This window comes from Cohnella kolymensis, from assembly GCF_000829465.1.
Lineage (GTDB): Bacteria > Bacillota > Bacilli > Paenibacillales > Paenibacillaceae > Cohnella > Cohnella kolymensis.
Genome location: NZ_JXAL01000006.1, coordinates 37,519 through 50,288 on the forward strand (window position 1 = coordinate 37,519; position 12,770 = coordinate 50,288).

At 49.8% G+C, this 12,770-nt stretch carries 14 protein-coding genes and 1 pseudogene; 10 read left to right on the plus strand and 5 right to left on the minus strand.

Features of this window, described 5'->3' with window-relative positions:
* Window positions 1-243: 243 nt before the first annotated feature.
* The 5 genes and pseudogenes from SD71_RS25495 to SD71_RS06210 all read left to right on the plus strand — a co-directional run.
* A pseudogene (locus SD71_RS25495) lies at window positions 244-849 on the plus strand (extracellular solute-binding protein); the annotation flags it as partial.
* An 89-nt stretch (window positions 850-938) separates the two neighbouring features.
* Window positions 939-1,409 carry an extracellular solute-binding protein gene (locus tag SD71_RS25500; RefSeq protein WP_152619358.1) on the plus strand — a complete coding sequence of 157 codons (471 nt, stop codon included), beginning with the start codon at window positions 939-941 and terminating at the stop codon, window positions 1,407-1,409.
* 148 nt (window positions 1,410-1,557) lie between these two features.
* On the plus strand, window positions 1,558-1,968 hold the full coding sequence (locus tag SD71_RS06200) for a GntR family transcriptional regulator (protein WP_041061070.1): 411 nt from the start codon (window positions 1,558-1,560) through the stop codon (window positions 1,966-1,968).
* Window positions 1,943-2,827, plus strand: a complete 885-nt coding sequence (locus SD71_RS06205; RefSeq protein ID WP_041061072.1) for an ABC transporter ATP-binding protein — start codon at window positions 1,943-1,945, stop codon at window positions 2,825-2,827. Before SD71_RS06200 ends, SD71_RS06205 begins: the two co-directional genes overlap by 26 nt.
* The gene (locus SD71_RS06210) at window positions 2,817-3,815 is read left to right on the plus strand and encodes an ABC transporter permease (RefSeq protein WP_041061074.1); all 999 of its coding nucleotides are present in this window, start codon (window positions 2,817-2,819) and stop codon (window positions 3,813-3,815) included. Before SD71_RS06205 ends, SD71_RS06210 begins: the two co-directional genes overlap by 11 nt.
* 156 nt (window positions 3,816-3,971) lie before the next feature.
* Here SD71_RS06210 and SD71_RS06215 read toward each other — a convergent pair whose 3' ends face one another.
* The gene (locus SD71_RS06215) at window positions 3,972-4,268 is read right to left on the minus strand and encodes a VOC family protein (protein WP_052476027.1); all 297 of its coding nucleotides are present in this window, start codon (window positions 4,266-4,268) and stop codon (window positions 3,972-3,974) included.
* A 159-nt stretch (window positions 4,269-4,427) separates the two neighbouring features.
* On the opposite strand from SD71_RS06215, the gene SD71_RS06220 reads away from it, so the two are divergent.
* A complete protein-coding gene (locus SD71_RS06220) occupies window positions 4,428-5,405 on the plus strand; it encodes a spermidine synthase (RefSeq protein WP_041061076.1) in 978 nt (325 codons plus the stop codon).
* Here the strand turns inward: SD71_RS06220 and SD71_RS06225 are convergent.
* The 4 genes from SD71_RS06225 to SD71_RS23880 all read right to left on the minus strand — a co-directional run bounded on the left by SD71_RS06225 (window position 5,402) and on the right by SD71_RS23880 (window position 8,435).
* Window positions 5,402-6,664, minus strand: a complete 1,263-nt coding sequence (locus tag SD71_RS06225) for a Rossmann-fold NAD(P)-binding domain-containing protein (protein ID WP_152619359.1) — start codon at window positions 6,662-6,664, stop codon at window positions 5,402-5,404. The two genes, SD71_RS06220 and SD71_RS06225, sit on opposite strands and share 4 nt — an antisense overlap.
* A 290-nt stretch (window positions 6,665-6,954) precedes the next feature.
* The gene (locus SD71_RS06230; protein ID WP_041061081.1) at window positions 6,955-7,548 is read right to left on the minus strand and encodes a hypothetical protein; all 594 of its coding nucleotides are present in this window, start codon (window positions 7,546-7,548) and stop codon (window positions 6,955-6,957) included.
* 28 nt (window positions 7,549-7,576) lie between these two features.
* Complete coding sequence (locus SD71_RS06235) at window positions 7,577-8,254, minus strand: DUF4097 family beta strand repeat-containing protein (RefSeq protein WP_161793344.1); 678 nt, start codon at window positions 8,252-8,254, stop codon at window positions 7,577-7,579.
* A 40-nt stretch (window positions 8,255-8,294) separates the two neighbouring features.
* Window positions 8,295-8,435 (minus strand): hypothetical protein, encoded by a 141-nt coding sequence (locus SD71_RS23880; RefSeq protein ID WP_161793345.1) that lies wholly within the window; start codon window positions 8,433-8,435, stop codon window positions 8,295-8,297.
* 260 nt (window positions 8,436-8,695) lie between these two features.
* On the opposite strand from SD71_RS23880, the gene SD71_RS24170 reads away from it, so the two are divergent.
* The 4 genes from SD71_RS24170 (at window position 8,696) to cyoC (ending at window position 12,770) form a co-directional block, all read left to right on the plus strand.
* Window positions 8,696-8,935: a hypothetical protein gene (locus SD71_RS24170; RefSeq protein ID WP_041061087.1), complete on the plus strand. Its 240-nt coding sequence runs from the start codon at window positions 8,696-8,698 to the stop codon at window positions 8,933-8,935.
* Window positions 8,936-9,200: 265 nt separating this feature from the next.
* Window positions 9,201-10,184 carry a ubiquinol oxidase subunit II gene (cyoA, locus tag SD71_RS06250; RefSeq protein ID WP_200889566.1) on the plus strand — a complete coding sequence of 328 codons (984 nt, stop codon included), beginning with the start codon at window positions 9,201-9,203 and terminating at the stop codon, window positions 10,182-10,184.
* A gap of 25 nt (window positions 10,185-10,209) precedes the next feature.
* On the plus strand, window positions 10,210-12,180 hold the full coding sequence (locus SD71_RS06255) for a cbb3-type cytochrome c oxidase subunit I (RefSeq protein ID WP_041061090.1): 1,971 nt from the start codon (window positions 10,210-10,212) through the stop codon (window positions 12,178-12,180).
* Complete coding sequence (cyoC, locus tag SD71_RS06260) at window positions 12,180-12,770, plus strand: cytochrome o ubiquinol oxidase subunit III (RefSeq protein ID WP_041061093.1); 591 nt, start codon at window positions 12,180-12,182, stop codon at window positions 12,768-12,770. The genes SD71_RS06255 and cyoC overlap by 1 nt, the downstream gene beginning before the upstream one ends.

The window sequence follows — 12,770 nt, forward strand, 5'->3', positions numbered from 1 at the left end:
AAATGCCGGCGATTAGGTTACAGCGTAAGAGAATGTCGAATGAGACCATCAAAGGAGAGGGTACTTTTGTTTAAGAAGAGCGGGGCTATTCTATTAATGCTAAGTATGGTGCTGCTGAGTGCCTGCGGAGGAAATAACAGTAACGCGGGCGGCTCTCAGACAGCCAGTCAGACAGCCGGCCAGACACCTGATGCAAGCAGTCAACAACCGGAAGCAAGCAAAGAGCCGGTGACGATCAAGTTCATGAACTATACCGCCAGCGGTTCGCAGGAAGCGACATTGGAAGCCATGGTCAAGGCATTCGAAGAAGCGAACAAAGATATCAAAGTAGAAGTCGAAGTGGTCGAATTCGCAAACTACTATACGAAGCTGAACACCCTGCTGGGCAGCGGCGCGGCGCCTGACGTTTTTGAAGTCGGCTATGAGAACTTCATGACTTACGCGGTCAAAGATCAATTGCTCGACTTGAGTCCTGTCATTCAATCGGACGCAAGCTTCAAACCGGATGTTTATAAGAAGCTCGCCTATGACGCGTTTAATTATAACGGCAAGCAAATGGGTGTCACGGAAAGCTTCTCCGATGTGGTCCTTTTCTATAACAAAGACTTGTTCGATGCCAAGCAAGTGAAATATCCGGAAGCGTCCTGGACTTGGAAAGAGGAGCTGGAAGCCGCTCAGAAGCTGACGGATGCGAAAGCCGGCATCTGGGGCACTTATGCGCCGATTCAATTCTGGGAGTTCTACAAAACGATCGCGCAAAACGGCGGAGGCGTCTTCGACAAGGACGGCAAGCCGACGGTCAACAGCAAAGAGAATGTGGAAGCGCTGCAGTGGATGCTCGACAAAGCCGGCAAGCATAAAGTTTCTCCGGCCCTGAACGATGATACTTTCAATCAACCGGATGCGGATTTGAATGCGTTCAAAGACGCAAGCTTGCCATGCTGCGCGCAGGAATCTGGAACTTCGGCAGGTTTGCGGATGCGACCGTCAAATGGGATATCGCGCTCGAGCCCGGCAACACGCAGAAAGCGCACCATTTCTTCGCGGACGGCCTTGTCGCTTCCAAGAACACCGAGCACGCGGATGCCGCCTGGAAGTTCATCAAGTTCATGACCAGTGATTCTGCGGCGGTAAACAAACGCATTGAGGCAGGCTGGAGCGTTCCTGCCGTTAATGATGATGCGGTAATGGACGCTTACTATAAGCAGACGCCTCCGGAGTCGAAGAAGATCGTGACGGAAGCGCTGGATTCGCTCGTATTGCCGCCGGTTGGCCCAAAACCTGAAAAATGGAACGAGCTGACGGGTGCCGTAGGAGAAGAGCTGGACAAAGCGAAGCTCGGCAGCGCAGATGCGCAGACAGCTCTTGATAATGCACAGAAGAAAGTCGAGCAGTTGTTAGGCAACTAGCAGTGTCAAATTGGAACCTTCCTAACGGGGGGTTCTATTTTTTTGTAGACCTCAAATTAAGCGTTGCAATAATTTTCAATGGATTGTATTATGTGTACTATGTTAAGTGATACACTAAGAAGTGTCGGAAGGGAGTGACCGCTGTCGCATGCTACAGATCAACGAGCGGAGTTTACTGCCGATCTATGAACAAATCGTCAATCAGATGAAAGAGCTCATTGTCAAAGGCGTGCTGCGCGAAGGGGATAAAGTACCCTCCGTGCGCGAGCTTTCCGCCACGCTGCTGATCAATCCGAACACGGTTGCCAAATCCTATCAGGAGTTGGAGCGTCAGGGTGTCATTGCGACAGCTCGCGGTAAAGGGACCTTTGTATGCAAGCCTGCCGCTTCTCCGGGGATGGAGCGGGAGAGGGGCGAGCAGCTGCGTGAGCAATTGAGAAGGCTGATCGTCGAGGCCCGGCATCTCGGTTTAACACGCGAATCGTTCGCAGCTTTGATCGGAGAGGAAACGGAACGATATTGGGGGGAAAGCGATGCTGACCGTTCGGAACTTAAGTAAATCCATAGAGCAGCTCGAAGTGCTGAAAAGTATTGATTTTTCGCTGAATGAGGGACAAGTCGCGGGTGTTGTCGGCCGTAACGGCGCAGGAAAAACAACGCTGTTCAAAACGATCGCCGGCATTATGGTGCCCGATGAGGGAACGGTCGAATTCGAGGGACTATCCGTACATAAATTCCCGCAATCAAAAACCAACATCGTGTTTGTCCCGGACAATCCGGAAGCGCTGTTCGGCTACACGCCTTTTGAGAGCGCTCATTTGTTCAGCAAGGTCTATCCGCGATTCGATAGAAAGTATTTCTTGGACACGATGAAGAAATTGGATCTCCCTATGCACCGTAAAGTCAGGCAGTTTTCTAAAGGGATGAGAATGATGTTCGGGACAGCCCTCGGCCTTTCAACTAAAGCACAGGTTGTGCTTCTCGATGAACCGACGAACGGAATAGATCCTATTGCAAAGAAGCAAGTGTTAAAATTGCTGGTCGAGGCGGCTGAGGAAGGGACAACCTTGGTGATCTCATCCCATTTGCTCGAAGAGCTCGAAAGAATTGCAGACACGGTATTAATGATGAAAGATGGCAGGATCGACAGCCACAGCATAACAGAAACGACGGACGGCAGTATACGCAAGTTTCAGGTGGTTTTTCAAGAGGAAGCGCCGCAATCTTGGCTGTCTTCTTCCAACGTGCATGTATTGGAGCATGTCGGCCGTGTGTATACCGTCCTGGTAGATATCGAAGGAAAGCCTGGACCGCTGGAGGAGTTGGCGCAGTTGAATCCGATGCTCATGGAGCCCCTGCCGATGAAGCTGGAAGATTTGTTTGTCTGGAAGCTGGGAGGTCGAAGCCGTGTGGGTTAAAACGCTTATTCTCAGAGAGATGCGTCAGGCAAGAGCGCTGCTGTGGATTGTGCCCGTCGCACATTTTATCACCTTGGGATTTTTTCGGTTGCAAAGATGGTTTCTGGATTCGCCGGAGTCAATTGATGCTTATACGCAGTGGGCGAAATCAGTCGAGACCGCCTACAATTACGGGAACTTCGAGGCCGGTGCGCGAATGGTGCTCGCTATCTCATTCTTCATCCTCGCTTTGATTCAGATGGGAGGGGAGAGACGCAATGGTACACAAGAGATGCTGTTCTCCATGCCCTATGCAAGACGTCAAATTTTCCTTTCCAAATGGCTGTTCGGTGCAGGTCTGCTAACGGGATCGATCGTTTTAAATACGATCATTGATATGATCGTTATGGCCAGCTCACCTGTGTCTGCCCATTTCAGTGTCGGCTATCACTTACAGGAGGCCCTCTATTCCTGGGTTACAGTGGCCGCTGTTTATACACTGGCTTTATTCTTAGGTGCCGTAAGCGGCAGTATAGCATCGCAGACTGTATTCTCAGGTTTGGTTTTAATATTGCCGGCTGGGTTGATGGTGCTGATTGAACAATTTTTGCGAATCCACAACATGAATAATTGGATGGCTCTTGAAGCAGTGCATAGATGGGACACTAGATTAAACCTGCCCACTTATATTTATGCTTCTTATAGCTCAATATCAATCGGACGTGCAGTCATGATGTGCTTGTTGCTGGCGGCTGCTTTTGTTGGAGCATTGATAGCATACGAGCATAACCGTACGGAGAACAACGGCAAAGTCGCCAATGTGCCATTGTTTGAACGAATTCTTCAAATCGGTTTTGTTGTTTGCTTCGCGCTGTTATGCGGTGCTTTTCTAACAAGTATGTTCCCGGTCGTCAATGATGCGTTGAAATATTACTTAGGGTTATTGGCAGGCATTTACTTTGGCTTGAGCTTGATTCGCAAATTGACACGTCTGCGATTGAAAATTTAACAGGCAAAAAGCCGATTCCGTAGCAGAGAGACAGAACTGCGGAATCGGCTTTTGATTTTCAGGGCTTACTACACGATCGGCACTTCACTTGTCAGCGCATGCTGATTTCTATCGGGATCGTAGAAGAAAGCCATCCAGACCGCCATACCATTAAATTCAGCTATTGTGAGGCTTGCCCGAAAATTCCACTCCGGACTCAAGCAGGCTTCGATAGCTGGACTCTATATCCGCCACCCGAAAATAAACGGTCGAACCGGGATGATCGAATTCAGGTTTCTCCGGGACGCTTAACAGCAGTCGGATGCCGCCGCAGTCGAGCAGCGCCATATTGGATTCTGAGTACAGGAGCGGCAGTCCCAGTGTTTCATTGTAGAATCGTGCGGCTGAAGCAACGTCGTGAACGCGGATGGACAGCTGGGTGATACCCTGAATGGCAACGGAAATCGGCGTCAAAGGAATTCCTCCTCAATCGATTGTTGTTACCTACTTCGACAAGTGGTGAAATTTTCCTTGTTAAGAACCGACTGGTCTATCGCGGAATTTAGGCACGTCCGATTAAAAACGGAATAAGATGACCCTAGCAGCATATGAGCAGCTGGGAGTGATGACAAATTGGACAACCTGTTCACATTTCTTCTTGGGGCCGGAGCAATCGTTGGTGCACAAATTCTGTACAAGTTGTATTGGCGCCGGTGGGGTGAGGGATCTCCTCATGCTTACATTTATGACAGAGAGAAGCCGGAAGGAGCTTACCGGATTGTCCGCAAAATAAAAACCCCGACACAGAAAATCGCACTCGTGGAGCGTCAAGGAGAAACATGGGTTTACAGCAATGGGGAGCTTATGTTCAGTACGACAGAGGATGAGAATATGTATGCCGAGGCGCTTGTGCATGTTCCGATGTCAGCAGCTCGAAAGGTTCAACATGTGCTGATCATTGGCGGAGGAGGCGGTGTGACGACACGCGAAGCCTTAAAATATCCTGAAGTGGAATCTGTCACTGTCGTTGATATCGATGAAATTATGATGAACTTCGGCAAAAAGGTTGAGGGGCTTGTTCGATTTAATCAAGGAGCCTTGAACCATTCGAAAGTTGAGACGGTTATTGCAGACGGCAGAGAATTCGTGGAAAAAAGAAATAGGCAATGGGATGTCATTATTGTCGACCTGCCCGAACCGACGGAGCGGTGTCCTAGTCTCTCTCGTCTTTTCAGCCTCGAGTTTTACATGCTTTTGAGGCGCAGTTTAAAGCCGGGGGGAGCGGTGGCCGTGGCCTGCTCCGCTTCATCCTGGATGCCCGAATATTTCGGCTGCATTCAGGCTACTCTCAGGAAAGCCGGCTTTCACTCGCTGCCATATCATCTGGATTACATTGTGGACAGTGGAGAGGATTGGGCATTATGCCTTGCGACAGAAGCCCTGATTGAGAGCAAGGACTTAAAAATGAAGGTTGAAACCCGACATTTGACGGAGGAACGGCTGAAAGATATGTTTCACATGCCGCTTTACTTTTCCAGCATTGATAAGGATGCGAGAATTCAGACGGATACCAACCGCGTCCTCATAGACATCGTAAGGGAAGCGTATTAGGCTTCCCTTCTTCTTTGGTGCAGCAGCCCGTCCGAGCGAGGGTTCGTGCCTCGAACAAAGTCCTTCATGTAATAGGTCAAATAGTTCTCATACTTGCTTTTTCCTGTCTGCAGCAGCTCTTCCACATAATGCGCGCCTTTTGGCAAGGGATCTAACAGAATACTGGATAAGGCGGCGTAAACTCCGCAAGCAACTTGGAAATAAGTCGCATTTGTCCGGTATTTAGGGAAAATATCTCTGCTGCTCAGTGTGTTATACATATACTTCTCTTCATTTTCGTAAACCATCAACACCCCGACGAGGTCCTGTCCTTCCACATCGGAAACGGACGGTTCAATGATCTGCTGCTTCCAGTCCCAAAGAACATCGGTATCATCCAAATGGGCTCGGATCACTTCCGTTGTAGCCTCGCTGACCCGGTAGATAAACCCGATTTCGCAGTCCCACATTTTACCCATGGTCATCACTTCTTCATGCGGCATGAGGCACCCGTAAAAAGTCTTGTCGCCTAGAGACACGCGGTATTCCGCCGAATAAACATCCTCATACAGATACAATGGAATTCTGTGCCGAACGAACATCGGATAGCTATGAATCGCCTCATCCAGAAAGCATTCTACGGACCACGACGTATACACGGTTTCAGGTTGAACAACCGACTGGTCCGAGTAAAAGGAATTGTCGTGCTCAATGATGTAACAGGCGAGCGGGTTAACTTGGGGATTTTCTTGTCGCAGTTTCATCGCCATCCATTGCACGATGCCGGGATTCATGCCTGAACAGATAACGGACGTGCTGTTGTTGAACGTATCTTTTTGGCGTTCGAATCGTTCATAGCGTTCCGCTAGAGGAAAGCCGTAGAGGCTGGCATCGTCGTCCACCTCGCTGTTTTCCAATGCTGTGTTTACATAGGCAATTCCCATCTCGTTGCAGCATCCCAGCATGTGGAGCGTGTCGGCCCAAGAGACGTCAATAACCGCCTTCGTGCCGCTGTTTATGAGATGTTCGCGGAATGCTTCCACATCCATTAAGTCCAATTGATGCAAACTAAGCCGGGAAAATAAGTGGGGATACAGATCCGCGTAATAAGCGGGATCTTTCTGTTTGATATCTATAAGATGTAGGGTTGAGTGTTGAATAATGGAGTGAATCGGATCGGCCGCATCCTGAACAGACCGATTGAGTATTGCCAGCACCGCTTTGGCAAGTCCCCCGCTGCTGCCCAATAGCGTTAAGGCCACAGGTTGCCCGGACATCATCACCACCCCTTGCCCTGATGTTCTTACTCGCATTGTATGCTGCGATGGACAAGTTGCGTGGATGAATACGGGGGCTGACGAATAATCCACTTCTGCGGAGCGGCGTGCAGGGCGAGTATCTCTTGACCTTGTTCACCGCTGGGAGCGGTTTAAATGGAGAGAAACCCGCGTTTCGCACTCAGTAAGCCGCTGGGAGCGGTTTAAAGTATTTCCCGGCGGAACGTTGGACTCGAAGCTTACATCATTCAGGGTGGGAGAATGGAATAGAAAGGTTCGGGGTGACCGCGGCTTTAGACTGAGGAAGGCACGGCTTTCGTATCGGGCTTCGCGGCCTGTTTCCAGCGGCGCTCGTAGATGATCCACAAGCCGGCGGAAACAAAAAACCAAACTACAATAGGAACAATGGCTTTGGTTATGCTGAGCGGGGCGGGAGACGCGAGTGTGAAATAAAATACGGTGACAGCGCCGAGTGCGGTCATTTGGAACGGCACGATCACCGACGGGTGCGCAGCTTGTTGGAAAATGTAGGACGGCAGCGGGGCACCGGTCGATAAACCGGTTTCGCGCCACAATATCCATAGTCTGGGGACAGCCAGCAGCAGTACGGCCAGCAACGGAGCGGCCACCAGCGGGATATGAAGCAATACACGTTCTTCCCACAATACGGGTTCCAATGACGGAAGGGAGCTGAACATTACAACGATCATGGCGCAAGCCGGCAGGGTCACATACAGCGACCAGAACAACATCTTCCGTGTTTTGCGGTTCAGCCTTTCGACTGAACCGCCTTGCGACAAGTGTGCGGCCTTGCTGCCCGCTTTCCAGGCAAGAATCAACAATAGTAATGCGCAGCCGAGTTCAAGCTTTGCAATTATTTCGTTCATAAGAAATAACCTCCACAGCAACCCCGTCTTATTTCTGTTCCACTGTTATATTCCCGCTGTCTGTGCGGACCTTTACGTAATCGTTGGTCTCGCGTTTCGAATCCGGCGCGCGCACGCTGCCCGAGTCCGCTTGCAAATCATAAAATCCTGCAAACGAGGAAGGCATCTGTACATAGACGTTGCCGGAATCGGCGGAGAGATCGGTCTCCCCAATGTCCTGCTTGTAAAGCTTGATGTTGCCGGAATCGACGGACAGCTTGGAATCGCCGGCGAAGTTCCTGATCTGGATGTTGCCGGAATCGGTGGCACCGGTCAGATTGGCTTGAACATCCTCCGCCGTTACATTTCCGGAATCCACTTGGAAGTTCAGCTGTTCCGATTTGAAGTTCTTGATTGAGATGTTGCCGGAATCCACTGTGATTTTCGCATCAAGCAGCTTAGTCACGGCGGCATCGTTTACTCTCACATTTCCTGAATCCAGCTCGAGATTCAGTTTCTCCCATACGGCATCGTCGGTGACGGAAATCGTCAGATGTTGTGTGGAGTCGCTCAAATTGAAATTAAAAAGGTTGAAGCCTCTGCCCTCCCGTGTTAAGGCGAGTTGCAGACTCTGTTCGGAAATTTCGGTTTTCGTTGTATCCTCGATCATTTTCGGGGTGCCTTTTCCTTGTAACAACACCGAATTGGTGCCATTGCCGCTCTTCACAAAAGAGACATCCATATTGTAATCGCTGACCACGTTCAGTTCATGTAACTCTTGTGCGTTGAAGGTCCATTTTTTTCTCGTAGTCCGATAATTTATCCTGGTGGGCGAAGCTGTAAAAGGCCAAAGCGCCGAGGCCGAATAAAATAAGTACAATTCCTGTCAACACTCTTAATTCTCTCATCGTTAAGTTCTTCCTCTCCACATTTCTGAGCAACTGCTGCTCCATGACCTCATTTTAGCTCAGCGCTGTTCATTTGGAATCCGCCGGGAGGTCAAACGTTTCCTCGACTAAAGTCTTAGCCGATGTTCGATATTCACCTGAACGGGGTATTTTATAAATAGGTTGCTGTCATCTGCCGCATTCACAATTAATGTCTTCAAATCGTCACAATTCTGTGCTAAAATATTCACATATTGCTCATCATGGAAGGGTGGAACGTCATGAAGAATCGTGAAATGGCCCGCATGCTGAAATGGGTAGCCTTAATGGTGATCGGAGTAGGCATCCTCTGCTGTATGTTTAATCTCGCGGAATTCAACGACCGCAACCTCGGGTTAATGGTTGGGATCGGTTTTCTCGTCGGCGGCAGTCAGATTATGCTTTTCGGTGTCATCGCGCCTCTGATGCAGAAAAACCAGGAATCTTCCGAATCGGTCCAGACGGCCAAGGAACCGGTTTAAAATACTTACGGAATACGCTCAAGACTGCTCGAGCGGAAGGAAACTTCTGCCGGAGCAGTCTTTTTGTTGTGAGTGACTATGTTCTTTTTTTCACAATGTGTCTAAGCAGTGAACATTGTATTGCAGATTTTTGACGTATATTTGACGCATTTGTTAACTGTACGGAACCTTCCTCAGCTTTCTGTTAAGGTGAGTACATAAGGGTCAATTATGATTTTCGACACGTTTCTAAGGGTAATTTTTCTGAAGTAACGAGATGGGGGAGATGAAGATGAAGAAAGGAATACGGCGTCTGTCCGCAGCGATCTCATTCGTATTCATTATGCTATTCACCGCCGGCTGCAGCGATAAGTTTCTCGTGCTGGATCCGAAAGGTTCCATCGGCCAACAGCAGCTGGATTTAATGATCATATCCACAATACTTTGTTTGGTAATTATCGTGCCGGTATTGGTTCTCACGTTTGTGATCGTCTGGCGTTATCGCCAAAGGCCGGACCGCAAGGCCAAATATCAACCTGAATGGGAGCATAGCACGAAGCTGGAAACCATCTGGTGGTCCGTACCTATTATTATCATTGTGATTCTGGCTGCAATTACGGTTCGTTATACGTATGCACTGGAGCCTTCTAAACCGATCGAGCACGAAGCTAAACCGATTGTGATTCAGGTGACTTCGCTCGACTGGAAATGGTTGTTCCAATACCCTGAACAGGGGATCGCAACAGTGAACTATGTACAGTTTCCTGAGGATGTACCGGTTCGCTTCGAGCTGACCTCGGATGCGCCGATGAACTCCTTCTGGATTCCGCAGCTTGGCGGACAGGTTTACACCATGTCCGGTATGGCGATGACGCTTCATTTGATCGCGGACGAACCCGGCACTTATTTCGGTTCCGGTGCGAACTTCAGCGGCAAAGATTTCGCCAAAATGAGATTTGAGGCAAAAGCCACTTCTCAAGAAGAATTTGATAAATGGGTGTCCGATATTAAGGGCTCCTCACCGGCGCTTACAATGGACGGCTATAAACAGCTGGCCAAACCGGGGTTGTCCGAGAATGTCACGTACTCCGCAATTCCTGAAGGTTTGTTCCAACAGATCGTCAACAAATATCAGAAATCCGGTTCCGGTCATCACCATGGCTCTTCCGGCGAAGCTGCCGGCCACGAGCATGGAAATGCGCCGGATGCTGCAGGGACCAATCAAGCTGCCACTGACCAAGAACATCAAATGGATCATATGAATCACTAATACAAAAAGCAAGGGGGGTACAATCATGTGGGACAGCATTAAGAAATTCGCCTCCGAATTTTTCGTTACCGGCGATCCTCTTATTTACGGCGCTGACGTTTCCATCGGATTAACGATGATCGCTGTCGTAGCCGCACTAACCTATTTCAAAAAATGGAACTGGTTATGGACGGAATGGCTGACAACGGTCGACCATAAAAAAATCGGTATCATGTATATCATTGCATCTATATTGATGTTGTTCCGCGGCGGCGTCGATGCGCTTCTTATGCGCACACAGCTGGCCGTTCCGAATATGGACTTCCTTTCACCGGAACACTATAACGCGATATTCACCACACACGGTGTCATCATGATTTTGTTCATGGCCATGCCGTTTATGTTCGGTTTGTTCAACCTCGTCGTACCGCTGCAAATCGGCGCGCGCGACGTTGCGTTTCCTTTCTTGAACTCCCTCAGCTTCTGGTTGTTCTTCATGGGAGCGATGCTGTTCAACATTTCATTCGTCATCGGCGGTTCGCCGGATGCCGGTTGGCTGTCTTATCCGCCGCTCTCCGAGAAGATGTTCAGCTCTGGAGTCGGTCAGGACTTCTATATCTGGGGTATTCAAATTTCCGGGATCGGGAGCTTGATGACCGGGATTAACTTCATTGTCACGATTCTGAAAATGCGGGCGCCCGGCATGAAGCTGATGAAAATGCCGATGTTCAGCTGGTCCGTGTTGTCGAGCTGCATCACTATTATTCTGGCATTCCCGATTTTGACGATTACTTTGGCTTTGCTGTTCATCGACCGTTACTTGGGTGCTCATTTCTTCACCTTGGACGGCGGCGGCAATCCAATGATGTACATCAACTTAATTTGGATGTGGGGACACCCTGAAGTGTACATTATCGTGCTTCCTGCTTTCGGTGTGTTCTCCGAGATTGTGGCCACGTTCTCCAGAAAAAGACTGTTCGGCTACAAATCGATGGTATTCGCTTTGATGAGCATCAGCGCCTTTTCGTTCTTCACCTGGGCGCACCACTTTTTCACCATGGGTTCGGGAGCCGACGTCAACGCGTTCTTCGCGCTTACGACAATGGCGATTGCGATCCCGACCGGCGTAAAAGTGTTTAACTGGTTGTTCACAATGTTCAGGGGGAAAATTTCCTTCGAGACACCGATGCTCTGGGCAATCGCGTTCATTCCCTGCTTTGTCGTCGGGGGTATGACCGGGGTTCTGCTGTCCGTAGCGCCTGCTGACTTCCAATTCCACAACAGCTATTTCCTGATTGCTCACTTCCATCAGGTCATCATTGGCGGCGTTGTGTTCGGATTCTTCGCAGGACTGTACTACTGGTGGCCGAAGGTGTTCGGCTTCACCTTGAACGAGAAGATCGGCAAATGGGCGTTCTGGTTCTGGAATGCCGGCTTCTATATCTGCTTCATGCCTCAGTACGTGCTTGGCTTGATGGGGATGACCCGCCGCGTCAACACTTACGGATGGGATACCGGCTGGTGGGAGCTGAACTTCGTATCCACCATCGGAGCCTTCCTTATGGGAATCGGCTTCCTGTTTCAAATCTGGCAGATTCTTCACAGCATCAAGTTCATGCAAAAAGCACCTGCGGATCCTTGGAACGGACGTACGCTTGAATGGTCCATTCCATCGCCGGCGCCAATGTATAACTTTGCCACTATACCGCATGTAGAAGAACGCGATGCCTGGTGGGAAGAGAAGCAAAGACGCGCGCAAGGCGAGGCGCCTAAACCGCTGCCTCCGCTGGAGCCGATTCATATGCCGAAGAACTCCGGCATACCGATCATCAAATCCGCATTCTGGTTTGCCGCAGGCTTCGGACTTGTATTCAACTGGCTATGGCTGGCCATTCCGGGCTTTATCGGAATCGCTCTGTCTATGCTGGCGCATTCCTTTAATTACGATACGGATTACTATATTCCGGTTGACGAGATTGAACGTACGGAAGCCGCTGCAAAGGGGGATGCTCGCTAATGGCACACCAACAAGCGCATGAGGGCCATCACGACCTCGAGTCGTTGCGGTTAATGGGCTTCTGGCTCTTCCTCATCACGGACTGTATTCTATTCGGAACTTTGTTTGCCACTTACGTGGTGCTTCACGGCAACACCAACGGAGGCCCGACGGCGCAAGAATTATTCGCAATGCCGGGTGTCATCGCAGAGACGTTCATTCTCTTGACGAGCAGCTTCACGAGCGGTTTGGCGGTACTATCTATGAACCAAGGCAACCGTAAAGGGCTCATCGGCTGGCTGGCCGTCACAGCACTTCTCGGGGCTTACTTTATTACACTGGAAGTAACTGAATTCGTGCACATGGTGCATGAAGGCGCGACGATCGGCACAAGTGCTTTCCTATCCGCTTTCTATACCTTGGTCGGAACTCACGGTCTGCACGTGTCCATCGGCTTGTGTTGGATGATCGCGCTCATGATTCAACTGAGCAAGCGCGGTATTACTTCGGTTACTCGCCGTAAAGTGAACGTAATCAGCCTTTATTGGCACTTTCTTGACGTCGTATGGATCTTCGTCTTCACGATCGTCTATTTGATGGGGGTGATGTAA

What these genes read in the sequence shown, in the direction of transcription:
- SD71_RS23880 (WP_161793345.1), bottom strand. Translation starts at nt 8,435, where the DNA reads ATGAGAGAATTAAGAGTGTTGACAGGAATTGTACTTATTTTATTCGGC.
- SD71_RS06230 (WP_041061081.1), bottom strand. Translation starts at nt 7,548, where the DNA reads ATGAACGAAATAATTGCAAAGCTTGAACTCGGCTGCGCATTACTATTG.
- SD71_RS06255 (WP_041061090.1), top strand. Translation starts at nt 10,210, where the DNA reads ATGTGGGACAGCATTAAGAAATTCGCCTCCGAATTTTTCGTTACCGGC.
- SD71_RS25500 (WP_152619358.1), top strand. Translation starts at nt 939, where the DNA reads ATGCTGCGCGCAGGAATCTGGAACTTCGGCAGGTTTGCGGATGCGACC.
- SD71_RS06205 (WP_041061072.1), top strand. Translation starts at nt 1,943, where the DNA reads ATGCTGACCGTTCGGAACTTAAGTAAATCCATAGAGCAGCTCGAAGTG.
- SD71_RS06200 (WP_041061070.1), top strand. Translation starts at nt 1,558, where the DNA reads ATGCTACAGATCAACGAGCGGAGTTTACTGCCGATCTATGAACAAATC.
- SD71_RS06225 (WP_152619359.1), bottom strand. Translation starts at nt 6,664, where the DNA reads ATGATGTCCGGGCAACCTGTGGCCTTAACGCTATTGGGCAGCAGCGGG.
- cyoC (WP_041061093.1), top strand. Translation starts at nt 12,180, where the DNA reads ATGGCACACCAACAAGCGCATGAGGGCCATCACGACCTCGAGTCGTTG.
- SD71_RS24170 (WP_041061087.1), top strand. Translation starts at nt 8,696, where the DNA reads ATGAAGAATCGTGAAATGGCCCGCATGCTGAAATGGGTAGCCTTAATG.
- cyoA (WP_200889566.1), top strand. Translation starts at nt 9,201, where the DNA reads ATGAAGATGAAGAAAGGAATACGGCGTCTGTCCGCAGCGATCTCATTC.